This window comes from Solibacillus sp. FSL K6-1554, from assembly GCF_038005185.1.
GTDB classification, from domain to species: Bacteria; Bacillota; Bacilli; order Bacillales_A; family Planococcaceae; genus Solibacillus; species Solibacillus silvestris.
The window spans coordinates 3,019,067-3,040,265 of the sequence record NZ_JBBOSS010000001.1 but is presented as its reverse complement, the minus strand read 5'-3'; the positions used below and the strand labels follow the sequence as shown (position 1 = coordinate 3,040,265).

The 21,199-nt window shown below is 39.2% G+C and carries 18 protein-coding genes and 1 riboswitch; of the genes, 13 read left to right on the top strand and 5 right to left on the bottom strand.

All coding sequences use genetic code 11. The features are described from left to right. Window positions 1-42 precede the first annotated feature (42 nt). Window positions 43-570: a C39 family peptidase gene (locus MHB58_RS15245; RefSeq protein ID WP_340735490.1), complete on the bottom strand. Its 528-nt coding sequence runs from the start codon at window positions 568-570 to the stop codon at window positions 43-45. A gap of 130 nt (window positions 571-700) precedes the next feature. Between MHB58_RS15245 and MHB58_RS15240 the strand changes: the two genes are divergently transcribed. Both MHB58_RS15240 and MHB58_RS15235 read left to right on the top strand, forming a co-directional pair. Beyond that, a complete protein-coding gene (locus MHB58_RS15240) occupies window positions 701-1,225 on the top strand; it encodes a sigma-70 family RNA polymerase sigma factor (RefSeq protein ID WP_340735489.1) in 525 nt (174 codons plus the stop codon). Next, on the top strand, window positions 1,194-2,618 hold the full coding sequence (locus MHB58_RS15235) for a hypothetical protein (RefSeq protein ID WP_340735488.1): 1,425 nt from the start codon (window positions 1,194-1,196) through the stop codon (window positions 2,616-2,618). Before MHB58_RS15240 ends, MHB58_RS15235 begins: the two co-directional genes overlap by 32 nt. Window positions 2,619-2,685: 67 nt before the next feature. Here MHB58_RS15235 and MHB58_RS15230 read toward each other — a convergent pair whose 3' ends face one another. The 3 genes from MHB58_RS15230 to MHB58_RS15220 form a co-directional block, all read right to left on the bottom strand. Continuing rightward, window positions 2,686-3,297 (bottom strand): NAD(P)-dependent oxidoreductase, encoded by a 612-nt coding sequence (locus tag MHB58_RS15230; protein WP_065216923.1) that lies wholly within the window; start codon window positions 3,295-3,297, stop codon window positions 2,686-2,688. 2 nt (window positions 3,298-3,299) lie between these two features. Beyond that, window positions 3,300-4,493, bottom strand: a complete 1,194-nt coding sequence (locus MHB58_RS15225) for an MFS transporter (protein WP_065216924.1) — start codon at window positions 4,491-4,493, stop codon at window positions 3,300-3,302. 137 nt (window positions 4,494-4,630) lie between these two features. Next, window positions 4,631-4,948, bottom strand: a complete 318-nt coding sequence (locus MHB58_RS15220) for a thioredoxin family protein (protein WP_014823025.1) — start codon at window positions 4,946-4,948, stop codon at window positions 4,631-4,633. A gap of 241 nt (window positions 4,949-5,189) precedes the next feature. On the opposite strand from MHB58_RS15220, the gene MHB58_RS15215 reads away from it, so the two are divergent. From MHB58_RS15215 to MHB58_RS15170, 10 genes are all read left to right on the top strand, one after another. Continuing rightward, entirely contained in the window at window positions 5,190-7,574 is a 2,385-nt protein-coding gene (locus tag MHB58_RS15215; protein WP_340735487.1) for a 3-hydroxyacyl-CoA dehydrogenase/enoyl-CoA hydratase family protein, read from the top strand. 123 nt (window positions 7,575-7,697) lie between these two features. Beyond that, on the top strand, window positions 7,698-8,870 hold the full coding sequence (locus tag MHB58_RS15210; RefSeq protein WP_008408694.1) for an acetyl-CoA C-acetyltransferase: 1,173 nt from the start codon (window positions 7,698-7,700) through the stop codon (window positions 8,868-8,870). Window positions 8,871-8,919: 49 nt separating this feature from the next. Further along, window positions 8,920-10,704, top strand: coding sequence for an acyl-CoA dehydrogenase family protein (locus MHB58_RS15205; protein WP_065216926.1), 1,785 nt, complete (start codon window positions 8,920-8,922; stop codon window positions 10,702-10,704). 322 nt (window positions 10,705-11,026) lie between these two features. Then, on the top strand, window positions 11,027-11,383 hold the full coding sequence (locus tag MHB58_RS15200) for an arsenate reductase family protein (RefSeq protein ID WP_008408689.1): 357 nt from the start codon (window positions 11,027-11,029) through the stop codon (window positions 11,381-11,383). Window positions 11,384-11,463: 80 nt separating this feature from the next. Further along, window positions 11,464-11,844, top strand: a complete 381-nt coding sequence (gene gcvH, locus MHB58_RS15195) for a glycine cleavage system protein GcvH (protein ID WP_008408686.1) — start codon at window positions 11,464-11,466, stop codon at window positions 11,842-11,844. Between the two features lie 89 nt (window positions 11,845-11,933). Next, complete coding sequence (locus tag MHB58_RS15190) at window positions 11,934-12,260, top strand: toprim domain-containing protein (RefSeq protein WP_340735486.1); 327 nt, start codon at window positions 11,934-11,936, stop codon at window positions 12,258-12,260. A gap of 7 nt (window positions 12,261-12,267) precedes the next feature. After that, the gene (locus tag MHB58_RS15185) at window positions 12,268-12,570 is read left to right on the top strand and encodes a thioredoxin family protein (RefSeq protein ID WP_065216306.1); all 303 of its coding nucleotides are present in this window, start codon (window positions 12,268-12,270) and stop codon (window positions 12,568-12,570) included. Window positions 12,571-12,631: 61 nt separating this feature from the next. Then, a riboswitch (SAM riboswitch) is annotated at window positions 12,632-12,734 on the top strand. A 146-nt stretch (window positions 12,735-12,880) separates the two neighbouring features. After that, complete coding sequence (locus MHB58_RS15180; RefSeq protein ID WP_008408682.1) at window positions 12,881-13,909, top strand: methionine ABC transporter ATP-binding protein; 1,029 nt, start codon at window positions 12,881-12,883, stop codon at window positions 13,907-13,909. Next, window positions 13,902-14,570 (top strand): methionine ABC transporter permease, encoded by a 669-nt coding sequence (locus MHB58_RS15175; protein WP_008408680.1) that lies wholly within the window; start codon window positions 13,902-13,904, stop codon window positions 14,568-14,570. The genes MHB58_RS15180 and MHB58_RS15175 overlap by 8 nt, the downstream gene beginning before the upstream one ends. A gap of 158 nt (window positions 14,571-14,728) precedes the next feature. Further along, on the top strand, window positions 14,729-15,535 hold the full coding sequence (locus MHB58_RS15170; protein WP_014823032.1) for a MetQ/NlpA family ABC transporter substrate-binding protein: 807 nt from the start codon (window positions 14,729-14,731) through the stop codon (window positions 15,533-15,535). Window positions 15,536-15,656: 121 nt separating this feature from the next. Here MHB58_RS15170 and MHB58_RS15165 read toward each other — a convergent pair whose 3' ends face one another. Continuing rightward, entirely contained in the window at window positions 15,657-16,559 is a 903-nt protein-coding gene (locus MHB58_RS15165) for a LysR family transcriptional regulator (RefSeq protein WP_008408676.1), read from the bottom strand. 118 nt (window positions 16,560-16,677) lie between these two features. Between MHB58_RS15165 and gltB the strand changes: the two genes are divergently transcribed. Beyond that, window positions 16,678-21,198, top strand: coding sequence for a glutamate synthase large subunit (gene gltB, locus MHB58_RS15160; protein WP_340735485.1), 4,521 nt, complete (start codon window positions 16,678-16,680; stop codon window positions 21,196-21,198). Window position 21,199: the final 1 nt, after the last annotated feature.

The following is a 21,199-nucleotide window of genomic DNA, read 5'->3' as shown; positions in this document are numbered from 1 at the left end:
TTAGCTTATCATTTATTCAAATAGAAAAAGCATTAGCGAATGCTAATGCTTTTCCTTTTCGATTTTCACAAAGCTTAATATTTTGCGGTTGTCATCATATTTAAAAGTTCGGATCTGGCTGTCTCGATTGCGGCCGCCATTATCATGAATCGTTAAGTAAAGTTCATTGTCTTTTATTTCATAGCCAATTAACGGTACCCAGTGGTATTTATAGAGAGGGGTATAATTTTTTAAGAACTGCCCGGTAAAATACACATCAAATTTCATCGCTACCGGATTACCTAAGCGTAATTGCTCAATCGCCTGAGTTAATGTACATTCTTCAATACACCAGTCATCTCCGAGTAGTCGACGTAAGTTTCTGATCATCCGCCATTTAAAAAGTCCGATTTTTGTACCACCTAAAAATTTATAAAGTTCATTTACATCTTTCGTGCGGATTGTTTCATCTTCACATAAGTAATTTAAAATAACATGTGCAGTCGTTGGGCCGCATGCCGAGTTTTGATATTCAGGCCGGATATCCGAACTATATTGTGACCTGCCATTTACATTTAATAATACTCGCATACTAAAAACCTCCAAATTGTTATAAAGTAGTTTAATACCCACATTCAAAAAAAATAAACATTTAAAGTTGAAACTAAAAATAAAACAGCTCCGTCTAACTGTTGGCATTTGGAGAAGAGGGGGGAAGAAAATGCAGCTTGAAGAGTTTATAAGAACACATGGCGAGGAATTACTTCGACTATCCTATACATATGTGAAAAATAAAGAAATGGCAGAAGATATTGTACAGGATGTACTGTTAAAAGCATATGAGCAGCGTGGACAATTTCGTGGCGATGCGAGTTACCGGACGTATTTATATCGAATGACAATCAATCGTAGTTATGATTATTTACGCAGCTGGAGCTACAAAAATACCATTTTAACAAATAAAATTCAGGATATTTTTAAAGGAACCAAATCTGCAGAGCAGTATGTGCTTGAGAGAAGCGAAAATCAATTGCTGGGAAGAGTAGTTCTCGAGCTTCCGGTTAAGTACCGTGAAATTATAATTTTATATTACTACAAGGAACTGAACATCGATGAAATTGCACATTTACTCTCGGTTTCGGACAATACCGTGAAAACGAGACTTAGGCGTGGACGTGAAAAGTTAAGAGATCAATTAAAAGGTGGTGAATGGCATGGCGAATTCTCAAGTGAAGCAAGCAATTGATGAAACAATTGGCAGCGAACCGTTGATGGATGAAGCATTTGTACAAAAAGTAATGAAAAAAAAGCAACGTAAAAAACCGCTGCCATTTTTGCAGCCAGCCTTAGTTGTTCTGTTAATGCTTGCGGTTGGTGCGGTGCTGTATTTTACTCCGAATCAAACTATACAGGCTGTTGAAATCGAATCTACATACTTGGAGGAGAATAATCAACAGTTAGTTGCTGATTTTTACGAAGCGATTATTCAGGAAGATAAAAAAGCATTAGCAAAGTTATCTCCGGTTAACAGTGAACAGGCTTACAAACGTTATTCTATATTTGAATTCGATAATCCTGTTGAAGTGATTAAAACAATTGATACTGAAAAATCAATCACCCTTTTTCTGAAGCTTCAAGCGAATGACATTGACTATTTAGATGAGCTCGTCATTAATAAAGAATCCGAAATGATTGAATTGGATATTACGCAATCGATGGTTCTTTACACTGAAAATATCGAATTGCCAAAAGAGTTTTTGCTGGAATATAAAGAAGCACCATATGCTCCGGTTTTAGAAAATATGGAATTGAATTTAGCTGGAGCAGAAGTTAAACAGGTAAATGATCATATATTGTATCAAATCCCAACGGAAGAGGGAACTTGGCGAGTATTTGAAACACCGGAAGGAAAACGTCTAGACTTAAATGTTGCAAGTGATCAACCGACAGTGATGATTACCGGTACTAATGATCAGTTTTATATTATCGATAGTAAAACAAATGAAACAATGTATATTTATCGAAATAAAACAGGGGATTACCAAATTGTAATAGGGCAGCTTGAAGGTACAAACGTAATGACATTTGCCGATGATTTTCATGACGAACCTGTACTGTTTATGAGTGGTAGCACGCCGAAAGTCATTACAATTGAACAAGGGCATCTCCTATATGCAGATATATTTGAACATTCAGAACTCACAAACCCACAGGTATTTTATCATGCAGAAAGAATGGGTACCCACTTATTAGTTGAGTATGTTGAAGACTCAAAACAAACTTCTACTTATTACCAATTTACTGCAAAAGATGTTTTACTAGACTACCGTAGGATTGGTATGCTTGAAGCGAAACCAGAACATTTTACTGATATGTCAATTGCCAATCGATATAATGACCAGCTCATATATATTTTTAATGATAATACAATCCATTATCGAGGCAATTCACTTTCTGGAGAATTAATCGAGGAAACCTACACAAACATCCAAATTAAAACGAAGGACGATCAATATTTCATTACGGGTGATAATGGCTTTAGCTGGACATTAACCCGAACGGCTCCGCGCATATTGAAAGATGAAAAAGGGATTGAATATACCGTACCTGTTAATTTTGATGATTATTATCCGGAATAGAAAATTATAAACAATGAAAAAACGAAAACTACCTCGACCATTCGGGGTAGTTTTCGTCTGTTTAAATTTAGCTGCACAAACCAACTGATTTGTTTTCGTATTGTGCATCAGCCAATGCTTTCACCATAAAATGGGCCACGCAAGCTCTTGGAATCGAGCTTGAACCTTTTGGAACCGTATCGATTGCTTCTTTATAATCAGTTTTTAACGGTTCATCTTTTAAGCCCATTGGACGTGCGATTGTGTACGAAATGTCTTTAGTTTTGTAATAGTTAAGCGCTGCTCGGTGATCTGCTAATGGATTCGCGAGCATTTTCATCATCAGTTTGCCCATCACACCTGGAATTTCTCCGTCTACTCCAGCTGAAGCGCAATATACTAGACGTTCTACACCGGCTTTCTCCATACCGTCTGCAATGTTTTTGCCCATCGTTTCAAGCTCATTTGATTTTTTCATGCCAGTACTTGAACCTAAACATGAAATGACCGCATCATGACCGATAATCGCATCTGCCACTTGTTCTGCATTAAATGCATCACCTTGAACAATCGTTACATCTGTAGTTTTCAATTTTTCAGGTGTACGTACAAATGCGGTAACAGTATGACCAGCGGCGACAGCCATTTCAACAAAATGCTGTCCAACGCCACCTGTTGCTCCGAATACAATAATTTTCACGATTAATGACCTCCTTTTAATGATGCTTTTTGGATCTTAATACCTTTCCACATAAATGTTAGAATAATAGTGAAAATTAATATGATTAATCCTGCGATAAACGGGTATAGGATATCGATGTCATATAACGCGCCTGCAAGAAGAGGACCAATAATATTTCCTATGCTCATATAGGCATTGTTCATACCCATTGCAAACCCTTGTTCATTCCCGGCCATTTTTGAAATTAATGTCGTTAATACAGGACGCAAAATTGATGTCGCAAGGAATATTAATAACGAAATCGCAAAGAACATCGTATAGCTTCCTGCGATAATCGACAGGAAGAAGCCAGAAGCGGTAACGACTAAAAATAATTTTAATACATTTACTTCGCCAATCGCTTTTACAAGGCGGTCAACTACAAATAATTGCATAATAACACCGACTAATCCTGTTGATGTTACCATGAAGGCTATTTCCTGTGGTGTTGCACCAAATTTATCATCTACATAAAGTCCAAGAACGGTTTCATAAGACATTAAACCGAAACTCATGATCAGCGTAATAACCAGTGGAATAAAGAATGGCTTTTTAACAGATAAAAGAATATCTTTCATCATTGAAGAGTTTTCGTCTTGAAGAATTTCGACTTTCTCTTCCTGGCTCTCCGCCAAAGTAAAATAAGATACGATAAACGCAAGCAATCCGACTACCGCTGAAACAAGAAGCGGTGTTTTAAGTCCGAAATCCGCTAAAAAGCCGCCGATACCAGGACCGATTACAATACCAAGTGACATCGAGGCTGAAATAAAACTATTACCTTTTGCGCGTTGATCCATCGTTGTAATATCTGCTACATATGCAAAAATTGCAGGAATCAGGAATGCACAGCCAATTCCTCCGATAGCACGTGATAAATAAAGCAGCCAAATGGAATCTGCGAAGTAAAAAATAAACATCGAAATAGCTAAAGTAAGCAGTCCGATATTAATGAGCGGGCGACGACCATACTTATCCGTCCATTTTCCCCCGATAGGTGATACTAAAAATTGCGCGAATGCAAAAATCGCAATGATTAAACCTGCAGCTGTTCCACCTTGCCCGATTTCTTTTAAATAGGCAGGAATAATTGGAATGATAATCCCGAAACTCCCAACTGCAATGAACATGTTAAGCATAAGTAAAGCAAGTTTTTTTCGTTGATCTGAAGTCATAAATTTTCCTTTCTTACAATAAAATTTCACGTAATCAATTGTAATTAAAAAACCGCATTATGACTAGCGCTTTAGCTTATGAAAAATAAAAAATAAATCCAAAAGTGGTAAACTTTTGGATTTATTCGTAATACATATTATGCTTGTGCGTTTAAAAATTCTTCCACTTGTGCAGGTGTTTTTGCATTAGCGCTATGTAAGTGTGCTAATTTTTCACCATTTTTGAAGATTAGTAATGATGGAATACCCATTACTTGATACTTCTCCGCTAAATCCGGGAAGTTATCACGGTTGATTGAATACCAGTCATATTGATTGTACTCTTCAATAATTGGATCGATAAACATATCCATACGTGTGCAGTCCGGGCACCAGCCAGCAAAGAATTTCACGATTACTGGTTTTTCCTTGCTAGTTAGTTCTGTGAATTGTTCAATTGTTGTAATTTCTTGCATATTAATCACGCTCCTTACGCCCATTGTACACGATTTGGACAGCTTACGAAAAGTAATTTAACTTAATATATGTACCATCTAGCAATAAAAATATAAGAATAATAAATTTATTTAAAATTGCGAGAAAATTATTGCGTAAATTGTCAAAATAATCTACACTAAGAACAGAAAAGCTGTTTGAAGTTTTTTTTTGATTTCAAAATGAATGACTGTTCATTCAAGGGAGAAGGGGGAAGTGCTCGTGTCTTACAAAATTGAAAAAGTAGCGGTTTTAGGTTCAGGGGTAATGGGTTCAGGAATTGCAGCACATTTGGCGAATATCGGGATTCCTACATTGTTATTAGACATCGCTCCGGGCGAATTAACAAAGGAAGAAGAAGCTAAGGGGTTAACACTTGATTCAAAACCTGTAAAAAACCGTTTTGCAATTTCTGCAATGCAAAAATTACTAAAGCAAAAACCAGCACCACTTTCATCGAAAAAAAATCTAGCATTAATTACACCAGGTAACTTTGACGATGATTTAGAAAAACTGAAGGATGTTGACTGGATTATTGAGGTAATTGTAGAAAGATTAGATATCAAAAAAGGCTTATTTGAAAAGATTGATGCTGTACGTAAACCAGGCACAATCATTTCATCAAATACATCAGGGGTTAGCATTAACGCAATGGCGGAAGGGCGTTCAGAAGATTTCCAAGGGCATTTCCTTGGTACACATTTCTTCAACCCGCCACGCTATTTGAAATTACTGGAAATCATTCCGGCTAATACAACAAAACCGGAAGTTGTGAGCTTTATGCAAACGTTCGGCGAAGATGTATTAGGAAAAGGTGTTGTTATCGCAAAAGACACACCGAACTTTATCGCAAACAGAATCGGAACATACGGTTTAATTGTGACAATGAACGAAATGATTGCACGTAACTATTCAGTAGGTGAAGTAGATTCGGTAACAGGCCCACTAATCGGTCGTCCAAAATCTGCGACATTCCGTACATTGGATGTTGTTGGTCTTGATACTTTTGCACATGTTGCAACAAATGTATATGACCAGACAACCGGTGAAGAACAGGCAGTATTTGAAGAATCTCCTATTTTAAAGAAAATGATCTCAAATGGTTGGATTGGCGCTAAATCGGGCCAAGGTTTCTTCAAAAAAGTTGGGAAAGAAATTCTACAATTGAATTTATCAACATTTGAATATGAACCGACTACGAAACTTGTAGCACCATCATTAGAAATGGTAAAACAAGCAAAAGGTCCAGGAGGTAAATTAAAAGTTTTAATTTATGCAAATGACCGAGTTGGGGAACTATTATGGAATTCATTTGCACCGACATTAATTTACTCAGGAAAATTAGTAGGTGAAATTGCTGATGACATCGTTGCAATTGACAATGCAATGAAATGGGGCTTCGGCTGGGCTCAAGGTCCATTTGAAATGTGGGATGCAATCGGCGTAGAAAAATCAGTCTCTAAAATGAAAGAAGAAGGCCGTGAAATTCCTGAATTCGTAAATGGATTATTAGAGAAAGGCCTGAAAACATTCTATTCTGAAATTGATGGTGATTTAGCCTACTATAACGGTTCGGAATATGTGAAAGTGCCTGTAAATGAAAAAGCGATTGACTTAAAACGTTACAAGAAAAAACATGGTGTTATTAAATCAAATTCAGGTGCAAGCCTAATTGATTTAGGGGATGGAATCGCATTACTTGAATTCCACTCAAAATCAAATGCAATCGGTTTAGACATTGTACAAATGATCAACTATGCCATTGATGAAGTTGAGAAAAACTTTAAAGGCCTTGTAATCGGGAACCAAGGTAAAAACTTCTGTGTCGGTGCCAACCTTGCGATGATTTTAATGGAAGCACAAGATGATAATATTTTTGAATTGGACTTTGTTATTAAGTCATTCCAGCAAGCAATGCGCCGTATTAAATATTCAACAAAACCGGTTGTTGCGGCACCTTTCCAAATGGCATTAGGTGGCGGAGCGGAAGTATGTTTACCGGCTGCACACATTCAAGCATCAGCTGAAACGTATATGGGTCTTGTAGAAGTAGGCGTTGGATTAATCCCAGGTGGCGGCGGTAACTTAGGTCTTTACCAAAAGTTCATTAAAGGCTTGCCAAATGGCGTGGATGTAGACTATCAGCAAATCGCAAATAAAGTATTCGAAACAATTGCAATGGCAAAAGTTTCGACTTCTGGTGAAGAAGCACGTGAAAATAATTTCCTGGACTTTGCGGATGGTATTTCGGTAAATCCGGATCACTTAATCTATGATGCAAAACAAGCAGCACTTGCACTTGCGGATGCAGGCTATACAGCACCAGTGAAAAAACCGGTGAAAGTAGTAGGTGCACCAGGTTATGCAACATTGCTATTAGGGGCTCAAGGAATGTTCGATTCAGGCTTTATTACAGAACATGACTTGAAAATCGCGAAAAAACTTGCCTATGTAATCGCAGGCGGAAAAGTACCATACGGAACAGAAGTGTCGGAAGAGTACTTATTAAACCTGGAAAAACAAGCATTCCTAGAACTGGTTGCAGATCAGAAATCACAAATGCGTATGCAGCACATGCTTGTAAAAGGGAAGCCGTTACGTAACTAATAGAAGTCCGTGATTGCAAAAAGCGACAGACTTTATTTTAAAACGTTGTATTAGTTGAAATATTTTGCCGGCAACTAGCTTACGAGTTTACTTGCTGGCTAATCACAAGGGGGAAACATCATTATGCGTGAAGCCGTTATCGTTGCAGGAGCACGAACACCAATCGGACGTGCGAAAAAAGGATCACTTGCGAACACTCGTCCAGATGATTTTGGTGCAGTAGTAGTAAAAGAAGCATTAAAACGTGCGGGCTATGAAGGTCCGGTTGATGATTTAATTATGGGATGTGCAATGCCAGAAGCAGAACAAGGGATGAATGTTGCCCGCTTAGTTGGGGCATTGGCTGGGTTACCGGATGAAACACCAGCATTAACAGTTAACCGTTTCTGTTCATCAGGGCTACAAACAATTGCCTATGCAGCAGAGCGCATTATGCTTGGCCATGCAAAAGCAATCGTTGCGGGTGGTACAGAGTCGATGAGTATGATTCCGATGACTGGTAATACAGTTCGTCTAAACCCAAAAATTGCTGAAGAAGCACCACAATACTATATCGGTATGGGTCACACAGCTGAAGAAGTAGCGAATCGTTATAATGTGACACGTGAAGAGCAGGATGCTTTTGCAGTGCGTTCGCATGAATTGGCTGAAAAAGCAATTAAAGAAGGTAAATTCAAAGACGAAATCGTTCCAGTTGAAGTGACGGAGTATTATGTCGATGAAAACAATCAGTTAAAAGAAAAAGTTACAATTTTTGATACAGATGAAGGGGTTCGTCCAGGTACATCGGTAGAAACGTTGGCAAAATTACGTCCAGCATTCAACGTAAAAGGATCTGTAACAGCAGGGAATGCTTCTCAAACTTCTGACGGTGCAGCAGCAGTACTTGTGATGGACCGTGAAGAAGCGGAGAAACAAGGAATGCAGCCACTGGCAAAATTCTTAGGATTTGCTGTCGGCGGAGTTCCACCTGAAGTAATGGGTATCGGACCAATCGTTGCGGTACCGAAAGCACTTGAAATTGCAGGAATTACACAAGATCAAGTAGACCTGTGGGAAATTAACGAAGCATTCGCATCACAGTCAATCCAAGTAGTTCGTGAGCTTGGTATTGATATGGAGAAAGTGAATGTTAACGGAGGGGCTATCGCATTAGGTCATCCACTAGGTGCAACAGGTGCGATTCTTACAGTGAAGTTAATCAACGAATTAAAACGCCGCGGCGGTAAATACGGTGTTGTAACAATGTGTATCGGCGGCGGAATGGGCGCAGCAGGGGTATTTGAAGTTCTTTAATTGTCTGGGGAAATAATAAATCACAAAGGAAACTAGGGAGGAATTTATAATGGCACAAACAACAAACAGCATTATTAAAGGTGGCGGCTTTTTAATCGAGGACGTGGAAATTAACCGAGTAATTACACCGGAAGATTTCACAGATGAGCAAAAGATGATTGCTCAAACAACACAGGAATATGTAACAAACGAAGTATTGCCGGTAGTTGAAAACTTAGAGCACCATGAGTTCGAACACTCGGTACGTCTATTAAAAACAGCAGGTGATTTAGGTTTACTGGCAGCTGACGTACCTGAAGAATATGAAGGCCTAGGCTTAGACAAAATTTCTTCTGCATTAATCGCAGAAAAAATGTCACCGGCTGGCGGTTTCTCAATCACGCACGGTGCCCATGTAGGGATCGGTTCATTACCAATCGTATTATTCGGTAACCATGAGCAAAAAACGAAGTATTTACCGAAGTTAGCTTCAGGTGCCTTAATCGCAGCATACGCATTAACAGAGCCAGGTTCAGGTTCGGATGCATTAGGCGCAAAAACAACTGCTAAATTAAATGAAGCGGGTACACATTACGTATTAAATGGTGAAAAACAATGGATTACAAATGCAGGCTTTGCGGATGTATTCGTTGTATACGCAAAAATCGATGGCGATAAATTTACTGCATTCATCGTTGAGCGTTCATTCCCAGGAGTTTCTGTAGGTCCGGAAGAGAAGAAAATGGGGATTAAATCATCTTCTACTCGTACATTAATTTTAGAAGATGCAGAAGTGCCTGTAGAAAACTTATTAGGTGAAGTAGGCCGCGGTCATATTATCGCATTCAACATTTTAAATATCGGGCGTTATAAATTAGGAGTAGGTACTGTAGGTGCATCAAAACGTGCATTTGAATTAGCAGTTGCTTATACAAACCAACGCCAACAGTTCAAAACGAAATTATCGGATTTCAACTTAACGAAAGAAAAAATCGCATCAATGGCTTCTCACATTTATGCATCAGAATCTTTAAACTATCGTACAGTTGGCTACTTCGAAGACCGTTTAAGCCAGTTATCTGATGAAGAGCAAAAAGACGGCAAATCAATTGCAGCAGCAATCGCTGAGTATGCTATTGAGTGCTCAATCGCAAAAGTATTCGGTTCTGAAACACTGGATTTCGTAGCGGATGAAGCGGTTCAGTTACACGGTGGTTACGGATTTATGGCTGAGTACGAAGTAGAACGCATTTACCGCGACTCTCGTATTAACCGTATTTTCGAAGGTACAAACGAAATTAACCGTATGATCGTACCGGGCACATTTATGAAAAAAGCATTAAAAGGTGAATTACCACTATTACAAGTAGCACAAGAACTGCAAAACGAGCTATTAATGCTTATGCCTGAAGAAATCGGCCAAGGTGCTTTAGAGCAAGAGAAATATTTAGTGAAAAATGCGAAGAAGATTGCAGTACTTGCAGCAGGTGCAGCAGCACAACGCTACGGTGCAAAACTGGATGCCGAGCAGGAGCTGTTAGTGAACATCGCGAACATTGCGAACCAATTATACGCAATGGAATCTGCAGTAATCCGTACACAAAAAGCAATCGAGCGTGACGGAGAAGAAAAAGCAGCACAAAAAATCCTTTACACTCAAATTTTCTGTCAGGAAGCATTCGCAGAAATCGAAAAAGAAGCAAAAGAAACATTAATCGCTTCTGTTGAAGGTGACGATGCACGTATGATTTTATCGGCTTTACGTAAATTAACGCGCAACAATCCTTACAACTTAATTCCGAAAAAACGTGAAGCTTCAGTGAAATTAATTGAAGCAGAAAAGTATGTAGTTTAATAAAATACTATAGTCGGGTGCATGACACTGCACCCGATTTTTCTATGTTGTTCTAATATAATGTAAAATGTTCTAATATATTTTACATGATCTAATATATCTCGGAAGTTCTAATATAAGTTTCCTTTCTTCTAATATGATCGCCAAAGTTTCAAATAAACGAAACCATTCTTCTAAAATACGACCAGCATGTTCTAATATCGACACAAATATTCTAATAAAACCCATATTCATAAAAACGCCAATAATACGAACACATTTTTGATTTGTCCTTCTATATCCGTTACAATATAGGAAAATCCAGGGCAAAAGGAGTACTTACATGACAGTGAAATTCATTCAATATCCAAAATGTACAACGTGTAAAAAAGCGCAAAAGTGGCTAGATGAGCAAGGTGTGGACTATGAAAATATTCATATCGTAGAACAGACACCATCTAAAGAGGAGATTAAAGCAATTTATGAAGCAAGTGGAGTGCCATTAAAGAAATTCTTCAATACGTCTGGTATGAAATATCGGGAATTAGGTCTTAAAGATAAATTAGCGACAATGTCCGAGGATGAGCAATTAGAGCTATTGGCATCAGATGGTATGTTAATTAAGCGACCGATCGTAACAGATGGAAAAAAATTAACTTTAGGATTTAAGGAGTCTGACTTCTTAGAAACTTGGAAATAAACAGTTATTCACATTGTATTTCCGAACGAAATATGGCAAAATGAACTTGAATGTACTACATATAACATGGAGGTTTTCGAATGAGCACACCAAAAGAATTACGTTATTCAAAAGAGCATGAGTGGGTAAAAATTGAAGACGGTAAGGCAACAATCGGTATTACGGATTTCGCACAATCTGAATTAGGTGATATCGTATTCGTAGAATTACCTGAAGTAGGCGATGAGATTTCAAAGGATCAGCCATTCGGTAGTGTAGAGTCTGTAAAAACAGTTTCTGAACTATATGCACCACTTTCTGGTAAAGTAGTTGCAATTAACGAAGAATTACTGGACAACCCAGAATACGTTAATGAATCTCCATACGGAAATGCATGGATGGTTACTGTTGAGTTAACAAGTGAAGCGGAAGTTGAAGAATTATTAGACGCAGATGCTTACACTGCATTAATCGAACAATAATATGAAACACTAAAGCCTTCTATAGTAAGGTTTTAGTGTTTTTTTGTTATTCTATACATAAAGGTGACTTTGAAAGGAAGCGTGTACGTATGGGAAAATGCCTTGTTGTCGAAGGACGTGCCGATAAGTTGAGATTAATCCCGATTTTAGCAGAGGACGTGACAATTATTTGTACAAATGGCACAATAAGCGAAGTCAATTTGATTGATTTATTGGAAGGTTATGAGCAAGATGAAATTATCACTATGTTTGATGCAGATAAAAACGGTGAAAAGTTACGTAAACTGATGAACCGTGCATATCCTGAAGCACAACAGCTAATCATACCTCACGAATATTTTGAAGTAGAAAAAACACCTACTAAAATCTTAAGGGATATTTTACTACGGGCAAAATTTTTAGTAAAAGAAGGATGACAGTATAATGGAACAATGGACGAAACAGCAATGGGAACAAAACGTACAACAATATGATCAGACAGCATTTTTCCTATATACGCCTATGTGCGGCACATGTGAAGTATCGGAAAAAATGTTGGAAGTAATTGAGAAATTACTACCAGATCTCCCGCTTGGTATGGCAAATATCAATTATTTAGGGGATTTACCTTATGAACTGAAAATTGAAAGTGTACCTTGTTTAATCGTTTCAGACAACGGAGAACTAACGAATAAAATTTATGCATTTAAATCCGTACCGTTTTTGTATGAAATATTAAAAAAGTAATTGACGTAGTCACTTTGTCGTGATAAAGTAACATTCATAATAATAAAACTTAATAACGTTGCTCTTATAAAGAGAGGTGGAGGGAAGTGCCCTATGAAGCCCGGCAACCAGCGATTACGCAAAGGTGCCAATTCACACAAAGTGTAAACTTTGAAAGATGAGAGAACGGTTTACCGTATAAATGTATGTGAAACCTTTCTACTTGTCTTGGTAGAAAGGTTTTTTTCATTCAGCGGATGTTTTGGATGAAAAAAAGAACATGATTTTGAAATAGCAGGAAGGTTATTTCAATTTAGAAGGAGTACAACCGATGATTGATATACAAAATATTACAAAAGTGTATAACACGAAAAATGGTAAGCTTACGGCAGTTGATAATGTAAGCCTATCGATCAACAAAGGAGAAATATACGGTATTATCGGCTACAGTGGTGCCGGTAAAAGTACAATGATTCGCCTATTGAACGGTTTGGAAAAGCCAACGACAGGTTCTGTCATTGTAGGTGGTCAGGATATTGCAAAAGCTTCCGGGGCTAAATTACGAGAAGCACGTCAAAAAATAAGTATGATTTTCCAGCACTTCAATTTACTTTGGTCACGTACCGTTGAAGAAAACATCGCATTTCCACTTGAAATAGCAGGTGTTTCAAAAGCTGATCGTGAAAAACGAGTAGAAGAGTTAATTGAACTTGTTGGTTTAAAAGGAAGAGGGAAAGCGTATCCTTCTCAACTTTCAGGCGGTCAAAAGCAGCGTGTTGGCATTGCCCGTGCGTTGGCAAACAATCCGGAAGTGCTTTTATGTGATGAAGCGACTTCAGCACTTGATCCTGAAACAACGGATTCAATTTTGGAATTGTTGCTTGATATTAATAAAAACATCGGACTTACAATTGTACTCATTACACATGAAATGCATGTTATCCGTAAAATCTGTAACAGAGTAGCTGTTATGGAAGCCGGAAAAGTAGTGGAACAGGGAGATGTATTACAAGTGTTCCAACATCCGCAAGCACCGATTACGAAAAACTTCGTGTCGCAAGCTTCTGGTGAAACACAAGAAACGCAAGCATCACTGGAACAGATTTTAGCCAATTATCCAGAAGGCAAAATCGCTAAATTAACATTTGCAGCGGCAACGACAGAACAGCCTGTCATCTCACAAATGATTAAGCAATTTGACGTAGTTGTTAATATAGTGCATGGCAAAATCTCAAATACAACGGGCGGTTCGTTTGGTACATTGTTTATTCATATCGATGGCGAGCCAAAAGCAGTCGCGGAAGCATTAAGCTTTTTAGCGAAGCAAGAAATTCAGGCGGAGGTGATTGAGCATGTTTAATCAATTATTTCCGAACGTAGATTGGGGTAAAATGCTCGAAGCAACATATGAAACAATTTATATGACGGCTGTTGCGACAGTCATCACATTTATACTAGGACTTCTAATTGGTATTGTCTTATTCTTAACGAGCGACAATCAATTATGGGCAAATAAAATTGTACACTTTTTGACAGGGTCATTCGTGAATATTTTCCGCTCGATTCCATTTATCGTCTTGATCATTTTATTAATTCCATTTACGAAGTTTTTACTTGGAACCATCCGTGGTGCCAATGCAGCATTACCTGCGCTTATTATCGGTGCAGCACCGTTTTATGCGCGCATGGTGTTAATTGCATTAAGAGAGATTGATAAAGGTGTTATAGAAGCGGCTCGCTCAATGGGAGCGAAAACTTCTACGATTATTTGGAAAGTGCTGATTCCGGAAAGCTTACCGGCATTAATTTCAGGTATTACTGTTACAGCTGTCGCTTTAGTAGGGTATACAGCAATGGCCGGTATCATTGGTGCGGGTGGTTTAGGAAACCTGGCATTCCTTGATGGTTTCCAGCGTAACCGAACAGATGTGACTTTAATGGCAACTGTATTGATTTTAGTAGTCGTATTCATCATTCAATATATTGGGGATTTCATCACAGCAAGAGTGGACAAACGATAGTTAGTGGCTCGTAAGGCCGTAATTATAAATATTGGTGCATCGAAACAATATGGACGCAAACTTTTATAAAAGTGCGCGTCTATACGAAAAATAATCAGAATATAGAAAAAGTTTCGATGGGCCGAAAACAAACTAATAAAAAAGGGTAGGTAAAACAAATGAAAAAGTTATTATCAAGCGTTATTTTAGGAGCTTCAGTACTTGCATTAGCAGCATGTGGAGGAGAAGATGAAAAATTAGTAGTTGGTGCATCGAATACACCACACGCAGTTATCCTTGAAAAAGTTAAACCGATATTAGAGGAACAAGGTATTGAGCTTGAAATCGAACCTTATACAGATTATGTACTTCCAAACCAAGATTTAGATAACGGTGATCTAGATGCGAACTTCTTCCAGCACATTCCATACTTCGAAGCACAAAAAGCAGATTTCGATTATGACTTTGCAAATGCTGGCGGTATTCACATCGAGCCAATCGGTATTTACTCTAAAAAATATTCATCTTTAGAAGAACTTCCTGAAGGTGCAACGATTTTACTTTCTAACTCAGTGGCAGACCATGGACGTATGCTTTCATTACTTGAAGCACAAGGTTTAATTACATTAGCAGAAGGTATTGATAAAACAAAAGCAGAGATAAAAGACATCGTAGATAATCCGAAAAACTTCGAATTCGATGCAAACACTGCGGCTGAATTATTAGTGCAAATGTACGAAAATGAAGAAGGGGATGCGGTATTGATCAACTCAAACTTCGCAATCGATAACGGCATTAATCCATTGGAAGATTCAATCGCAATCGAGTCTAGTGAATCACCTTATGTAAATATCATTGCAGTAAAATCTGGCGATGAAGATTCAAAAGAAATTAAAGCATTAGTAGATGCATTACGCTCGAAAGAAGTTCAAGACTTTATCGTCGAAGAGTGGGGCGGCTCTGTAGTACCAGTTTCAGGCGAATAAAAATAATCCAAAAACCATTTTCTCCATTGGGGAGAAAATGGTTTTTTCGTTTCATAAAATTATCTTTCCTAAAATGGGATTTCTCCATATCCAATGAAACTTCTACTTCTATCCAAGCCTTTTATTGGAATCGTGTTAATCGTGAATAAAAATTTGATATAAAGTCGACAAATACTTGTTCGGATGGGGCAAGATCTCTTGATGTTGGTGCAATAATGCCGACTGTACGTCTTATATTAGGTATGGTGATCGGCACTTTGACGGTCATGCGCGGTGTTGAATCATAGAGTGAACTTTCCGGTAAAAGTGTCACACCTATTCCTGCAGCCACAAGCCCTTTTAATGCATCCATATCTTCTCCCTCGGTAGTGATATTCGGCATAAAGCCTACAGAGCGGCATGCATCAACGGCAACTTTGTTTAAAATATAACCTTCAGGAAAGAGTACAAATTGATCGTGACGCAAATCAACAAGGTTAATCGATTCTTTTTTCGCTAGTGGGTGTGTTGCGGGCAACAAAGCATGGATGTTTTCGCTGAACAGCACTGTTGTATTGATTGCTTCGTCTTTTGGTGGTAATGGTCCAAGCAAAGCTAAATTCAGCTCGCGATTTTTGACTGCATCAATCAAATATTTATAGGACCCTTGGCGTAGATGAAAAGAAATTTCCGGGTATTCTTTTTTAAATGCAGAAATGACGGTCGGCAATACATAGCTTGCCAAACTTGTAGGGAAACCTATTTTAATCGTACCTTTTGCCGGGTCTAAATATTCTTCTACCTGCTTTGCAGCAAAATCAATTCCCTTGAGTGCGGTAATACAATGTTCCAAGAAAATCTTCCCAACTGGCGTCAACTTTACGTTACGCCCGATTCGTTCAAAAAGCGGTGTTCCAAGTTCTTCTTCCAAGTTGGCAATTTGTCGGCTGATTGCAGACTGGGCAACGTGTAAATGCTCCGCAGCTTCAGAAATATGCTCGCGTTCTGCCACCTCTACAAAGTAACGTAACTGTCTTAATTCCACTATTTCCACCCCATTCATCTAAAAAGTAGATTGTTTATATCCAAACTATATATTGTTTATATTATTTCGAAAACTTTAAAATGTAAATACGGTATTGAAAGAATGAGGGGGAATGGATATGAGTTTTCATCAGTTACCAGAAGCGCAAGGGTTATATAATCCTGAATTTGAACATGACGCATGCGGAATTGGCATGTATGCAAATATAAAAGGAATACCTTCACATCAGATTGTAAAAAAAGGGCTAGAAATGTTATGTCGTTTAGAACACCGTGCTGGACGTGGCGGAGATGGCAAGACAGGTGATGGAGCAGGGCTGTTAGTTCAAATCCCACATGCTTTCTTTCAACAAAACTGCGCGGAACTTAATTTACCTGAAATGGGTGAATATGGTGTAGGACAAATTTTTTTCACGGAAAATGAAAACGAACGCCAAAAAATTGAAGAAAAGATGAATGAATTAATTGGACAGGAAAATCAGCAACTGATCGGCTGGCGAACTGCTCCGACAAATAAAGAAAATTTAAGTGATATTGCTAAATCGACTGCCCCGGTTGTTCGCCAAGTATTTATTCGTTCTAACGAAAACGACAATAAGGCGTTCGAACGAAAACTGTATGTCATTCGCAAACAGCTCGAACATTGGGCGACAGAGCAGCAGTACGAATTGTATATTCCAAGTCTTTCAAGTCAGACGATTGTATTTAAAGGATTGCTTTCACCAGAAGAAGTAAGTGAATTTTATGTGGATCTGCAGGACGAAAGCTTCGTATCCGCATTGGCACTCGTGCATTCACGTTACTCGACGAATACATTTCCATCTTGGAAACGGGCCCATCCGAATCGCTATATTATCCATAATGGGGAGATTAACACATTGCGTGGCAATATTAACTGGATGCGTGCACGTGAGCAACAGTTCGTATCTGAAGCGTTTGGAGAGGACCTTGAAAAACTTTTACCGATAATCGATACAACGGGATCTGATTCTTCAATGCTTGATAACGCATTTGAATTTTTTGTATTGGCTGGACGTTCACCGGCTGAGACAGCGATGATGATGATTCCGGAACCGTGGACAGAAAATCCGCGCATTGATGAAGACCGTAAAGCGTTTTATCAATATCATGCAAGTTTGATGGAACCGTGGGATGGACCGACTGCTATTTGCTTCACGGACGGCAAACAGATTGGGGCCATTTTAGACCGTAACGGCTTGCGTCCAGGAAGGCTTTATGTGACGAAAGACGATCATGTTATTTTCTCTTCCGAAACTGGGGTTGTCGATTATGCTGAAGAAGACATTCTTTATAAAGATCGATTAAGTCCAAGTCGTATGCTGTTGATTGATTTAGAGCAGGGGAAAATTATTTCGGATGCGGAGCTGAAATCCGAAGTTGCAGCAGAAAAACCTTATGCAGCATGGCTGGAAGAAAATATGATCAAACTTGAATCGAAGAGTGAGCAGTTACCTGAAATAAATGAGCTGACATTACGCCAGAAAATTCACGGCTATACATTTGAGGATGTACAAAAATATATTGTACCTCTTGCAAATGAAGGAAAAGATCCGCTTGGCTCGATGGGGAACGATACCCCATTAGCTGTTCTTTCAGATAGACCACAATCATTATTTAATTACTTTAAGCAGCTGTTTGCACAAGTGACAAACCCGCCGATTGATTCTATTCGCGAACATGTCGTGACATCGACAATGACGTTGCTTGGAGCGGAAGGTGATTTATTACAGCCGAATGCGCAAAATGCACGTCGCCTCCTGCTGAAAACGCCGGTGTTAACAACTGCAGAATATGAGCAGATTGTAAATAATAACGAAGAACATTTTGAAGTAGCGGAAATCTCGTTAAAATTTACCGAAAATTTAGAAAGTGAACTTAACCGAATCAAAACGGAAGCGGAAGCTGCTATTTTTGGAGGTAAGACAATTATTGTACTGTCTGACTATATGGATGATGCTAAGCAGTTAACAATGCCCGTTCTTCTAGCAGCGAGTACAATCCATCAATATTTAGTGCGAATCGGTCTACGTACGAAGGCGAGCATTATTGTGAACAGTGCGGAAGTTCGGGAAGTTCATCATTTTGTTGCATTGATCGGCTTCGGTGTTGACGCCATTCACCCGTACTTAGCATATGCAACAATTCATGAGGCAATTGAAAATGGTCATTTATCTGTACCGTTTGAAAAAGCGATTCAAAAATTCCGAAAAGGTGCAGCGGATGGTGTCGTTAAAGTGATGTCGAAGATGGGAATTTCAACAGTTCAATCTTATCGCGGTGCCCAAGTGTTCGAGGCAGTCGGGATTTCAAAAGAAGTGATCGACGAGTATTTCACAGGTACGGCTTCACAAATTGACGGCATTGACTTACAGACAATCGGAGAAGAAGCAAAACGCCGCCATGAGGAAGCGATGCAATCGATGTCAGCCCAACTGCAATCAGGTTCGGATTTCCAGTGGCGTGCGGACGGAGAGCATCATGCGTTTAATCCGAAAACTATCCATACACTCCAATGGGCGACTCGTAAAAATGATTTTGGATTGTACCGGATGTATGCAGAAATGGCTAATGAAGAACGAATTGGATTTTTACGTAATCTATTCGACTTTAAAAAGAATGAACGCCGAATCCCTATGGAAGAAATTGAATCAGTGGATTCCATCGTAAAACGATTTAAATCAGGGGCCATGTCATTTGGTTCGTTATCGAAAGAAGCGCATGAAACATTGGCGGTAGCGATGAACCGTCTAGGTGCACGTTCGAATTCAGGTGAAGGTGGGGAAGATCCGGCCCGCTTTACAATCGAACCAAATGGTGATAACAAGCGCAGTGCAATAAAACAAATTGCATCAGGACGATTTGGTGTGAAATCGCATTATTTAGTGAATGCCGATGAGCTGCAAATTAAAATGGCGCAAGGGGCGAAACCAGGGGAAGGCGGGCAACTGCCTGGCAATAAAGTTTATCCTTGGGTAGCAGATGTGCGCGGTTCCACTCCTGGGGTTGGTTTAATATCACCACCGCCGCATCACGACATTTATTCAATCGAGGATATGGCTCAGTTAATTCATGATTTAAAAAATGCAAACCGTCATGCAAGAATTTCTGTGAAACTCGTAGCAAAAGCGGGTGTTGGTACAATTGCTGCAGGTGTTGCAAAAGGTGCAGCGGACGTCATCGTCATTTCTGGCTATGACGGAGGTACAGGGGCATCGCCGAAAACATCGATTAAGCATACGGGCTTACCGTGGGAGCTTGGTTTAGCGGAAGCGCATCAAACATTGATGCTCAATGGACTTCGAGACCGAGTGACATTGGAAACGGATGGCAAGCTAATGACGGGAAAAGATGTCGTGATGGCAGCACTTTTAGGGGCAGAGGAATTCGGTTTTGCGACTGCACCGTTAATCGTATTAGGCTGTGTCATGATGCGTGCCTGTCATCTGGATACTTGTCCGGTAGGTGTAGCAACGCAAAACCCGGAACTCCGTGCGAAATTTATGGGATCAGCTGATCATGTCGTCAATTATATGCGTTTTGTCGCTGAAGAAATGCGCGAATATATGAGTATTCTAGGATTCCGTACTGTGGAAGAGATGGTAGGTCGTACAGATGTTTTGCAAATTTCAGATCGCACAGCAAAACATTGGAAAGCAAGTCAGCTCGATTTAACGGCACTGCTTCATCAAATCCAAGGAACACGCACTAAACAGCATCAGCAAAATCATAATATTGAGGGAAGTTTTGATTTACAAGAGTTATTACCGCAAGTTTCAAAAGCAATCGAAGGAAACGAGCGAATCGAGTTAAATTATTCGATTAAAAATACAGACCGAGTAATGGGAACGATTGTCGGCAGTGAAATTTCCCGGAAATACGGTGAAGCAGGTCTGCCGGATAACACAATTAACTTAACGTTTACAGGCCATGCTGGTCAAAGTTTTGGCGCCTTTATCCCAAGAGGAATGTCGATGCGTGTAGTTGGGGATGTCAATGATTACTTCGGTAAAGGATTGTCAGGAGGAAAAGTGACAGCGATTGCACCGATTAAAGGTGAACAGGAGAAAAACGTTATCGCCGGAAATGTTTGTTTATATGGAGCAACGAGCGGTAAGGCATTTATTAATGGGCGTGCTGGCCATCGATTCGGTGTTCGTAATTCAGGTGCTGAAATCGTTGTTGAAGGAATTGGGGATCACGGATGTGAGTATATGACAGGCGGTAAAATCGTTATATTAGGGGATGTCGGTCAAAACTTTGGTGCCGGAATGTCCGGTGGTATCGGCTATATTCTGCCGAGTGATGGGGAAAAGTTCAAAGCGCAGTGCAATACGGAAATGATTCACTTTGAAAAACTGACAGACCCAGCGGAAATTGAATCTGTCCGCCAATTAATTATTCAACATTTGGAAGAAACGGATAGTTCCTACGCATTGGACGTTTTAGCAAAGTGGGAGCAGTTTGTTCCAAAATTCGTTAAAGTTGTGCCAACAGATTATAAAATTATGGTTGATAAAATAAACCACTACACTGCAACTGGTTCTACAAAAGACGATGCAGCAATGCAGGCATTTACGGAAGTGACGACTAGTCAGAAAAAGCTTGTGAGCACAAAATAAG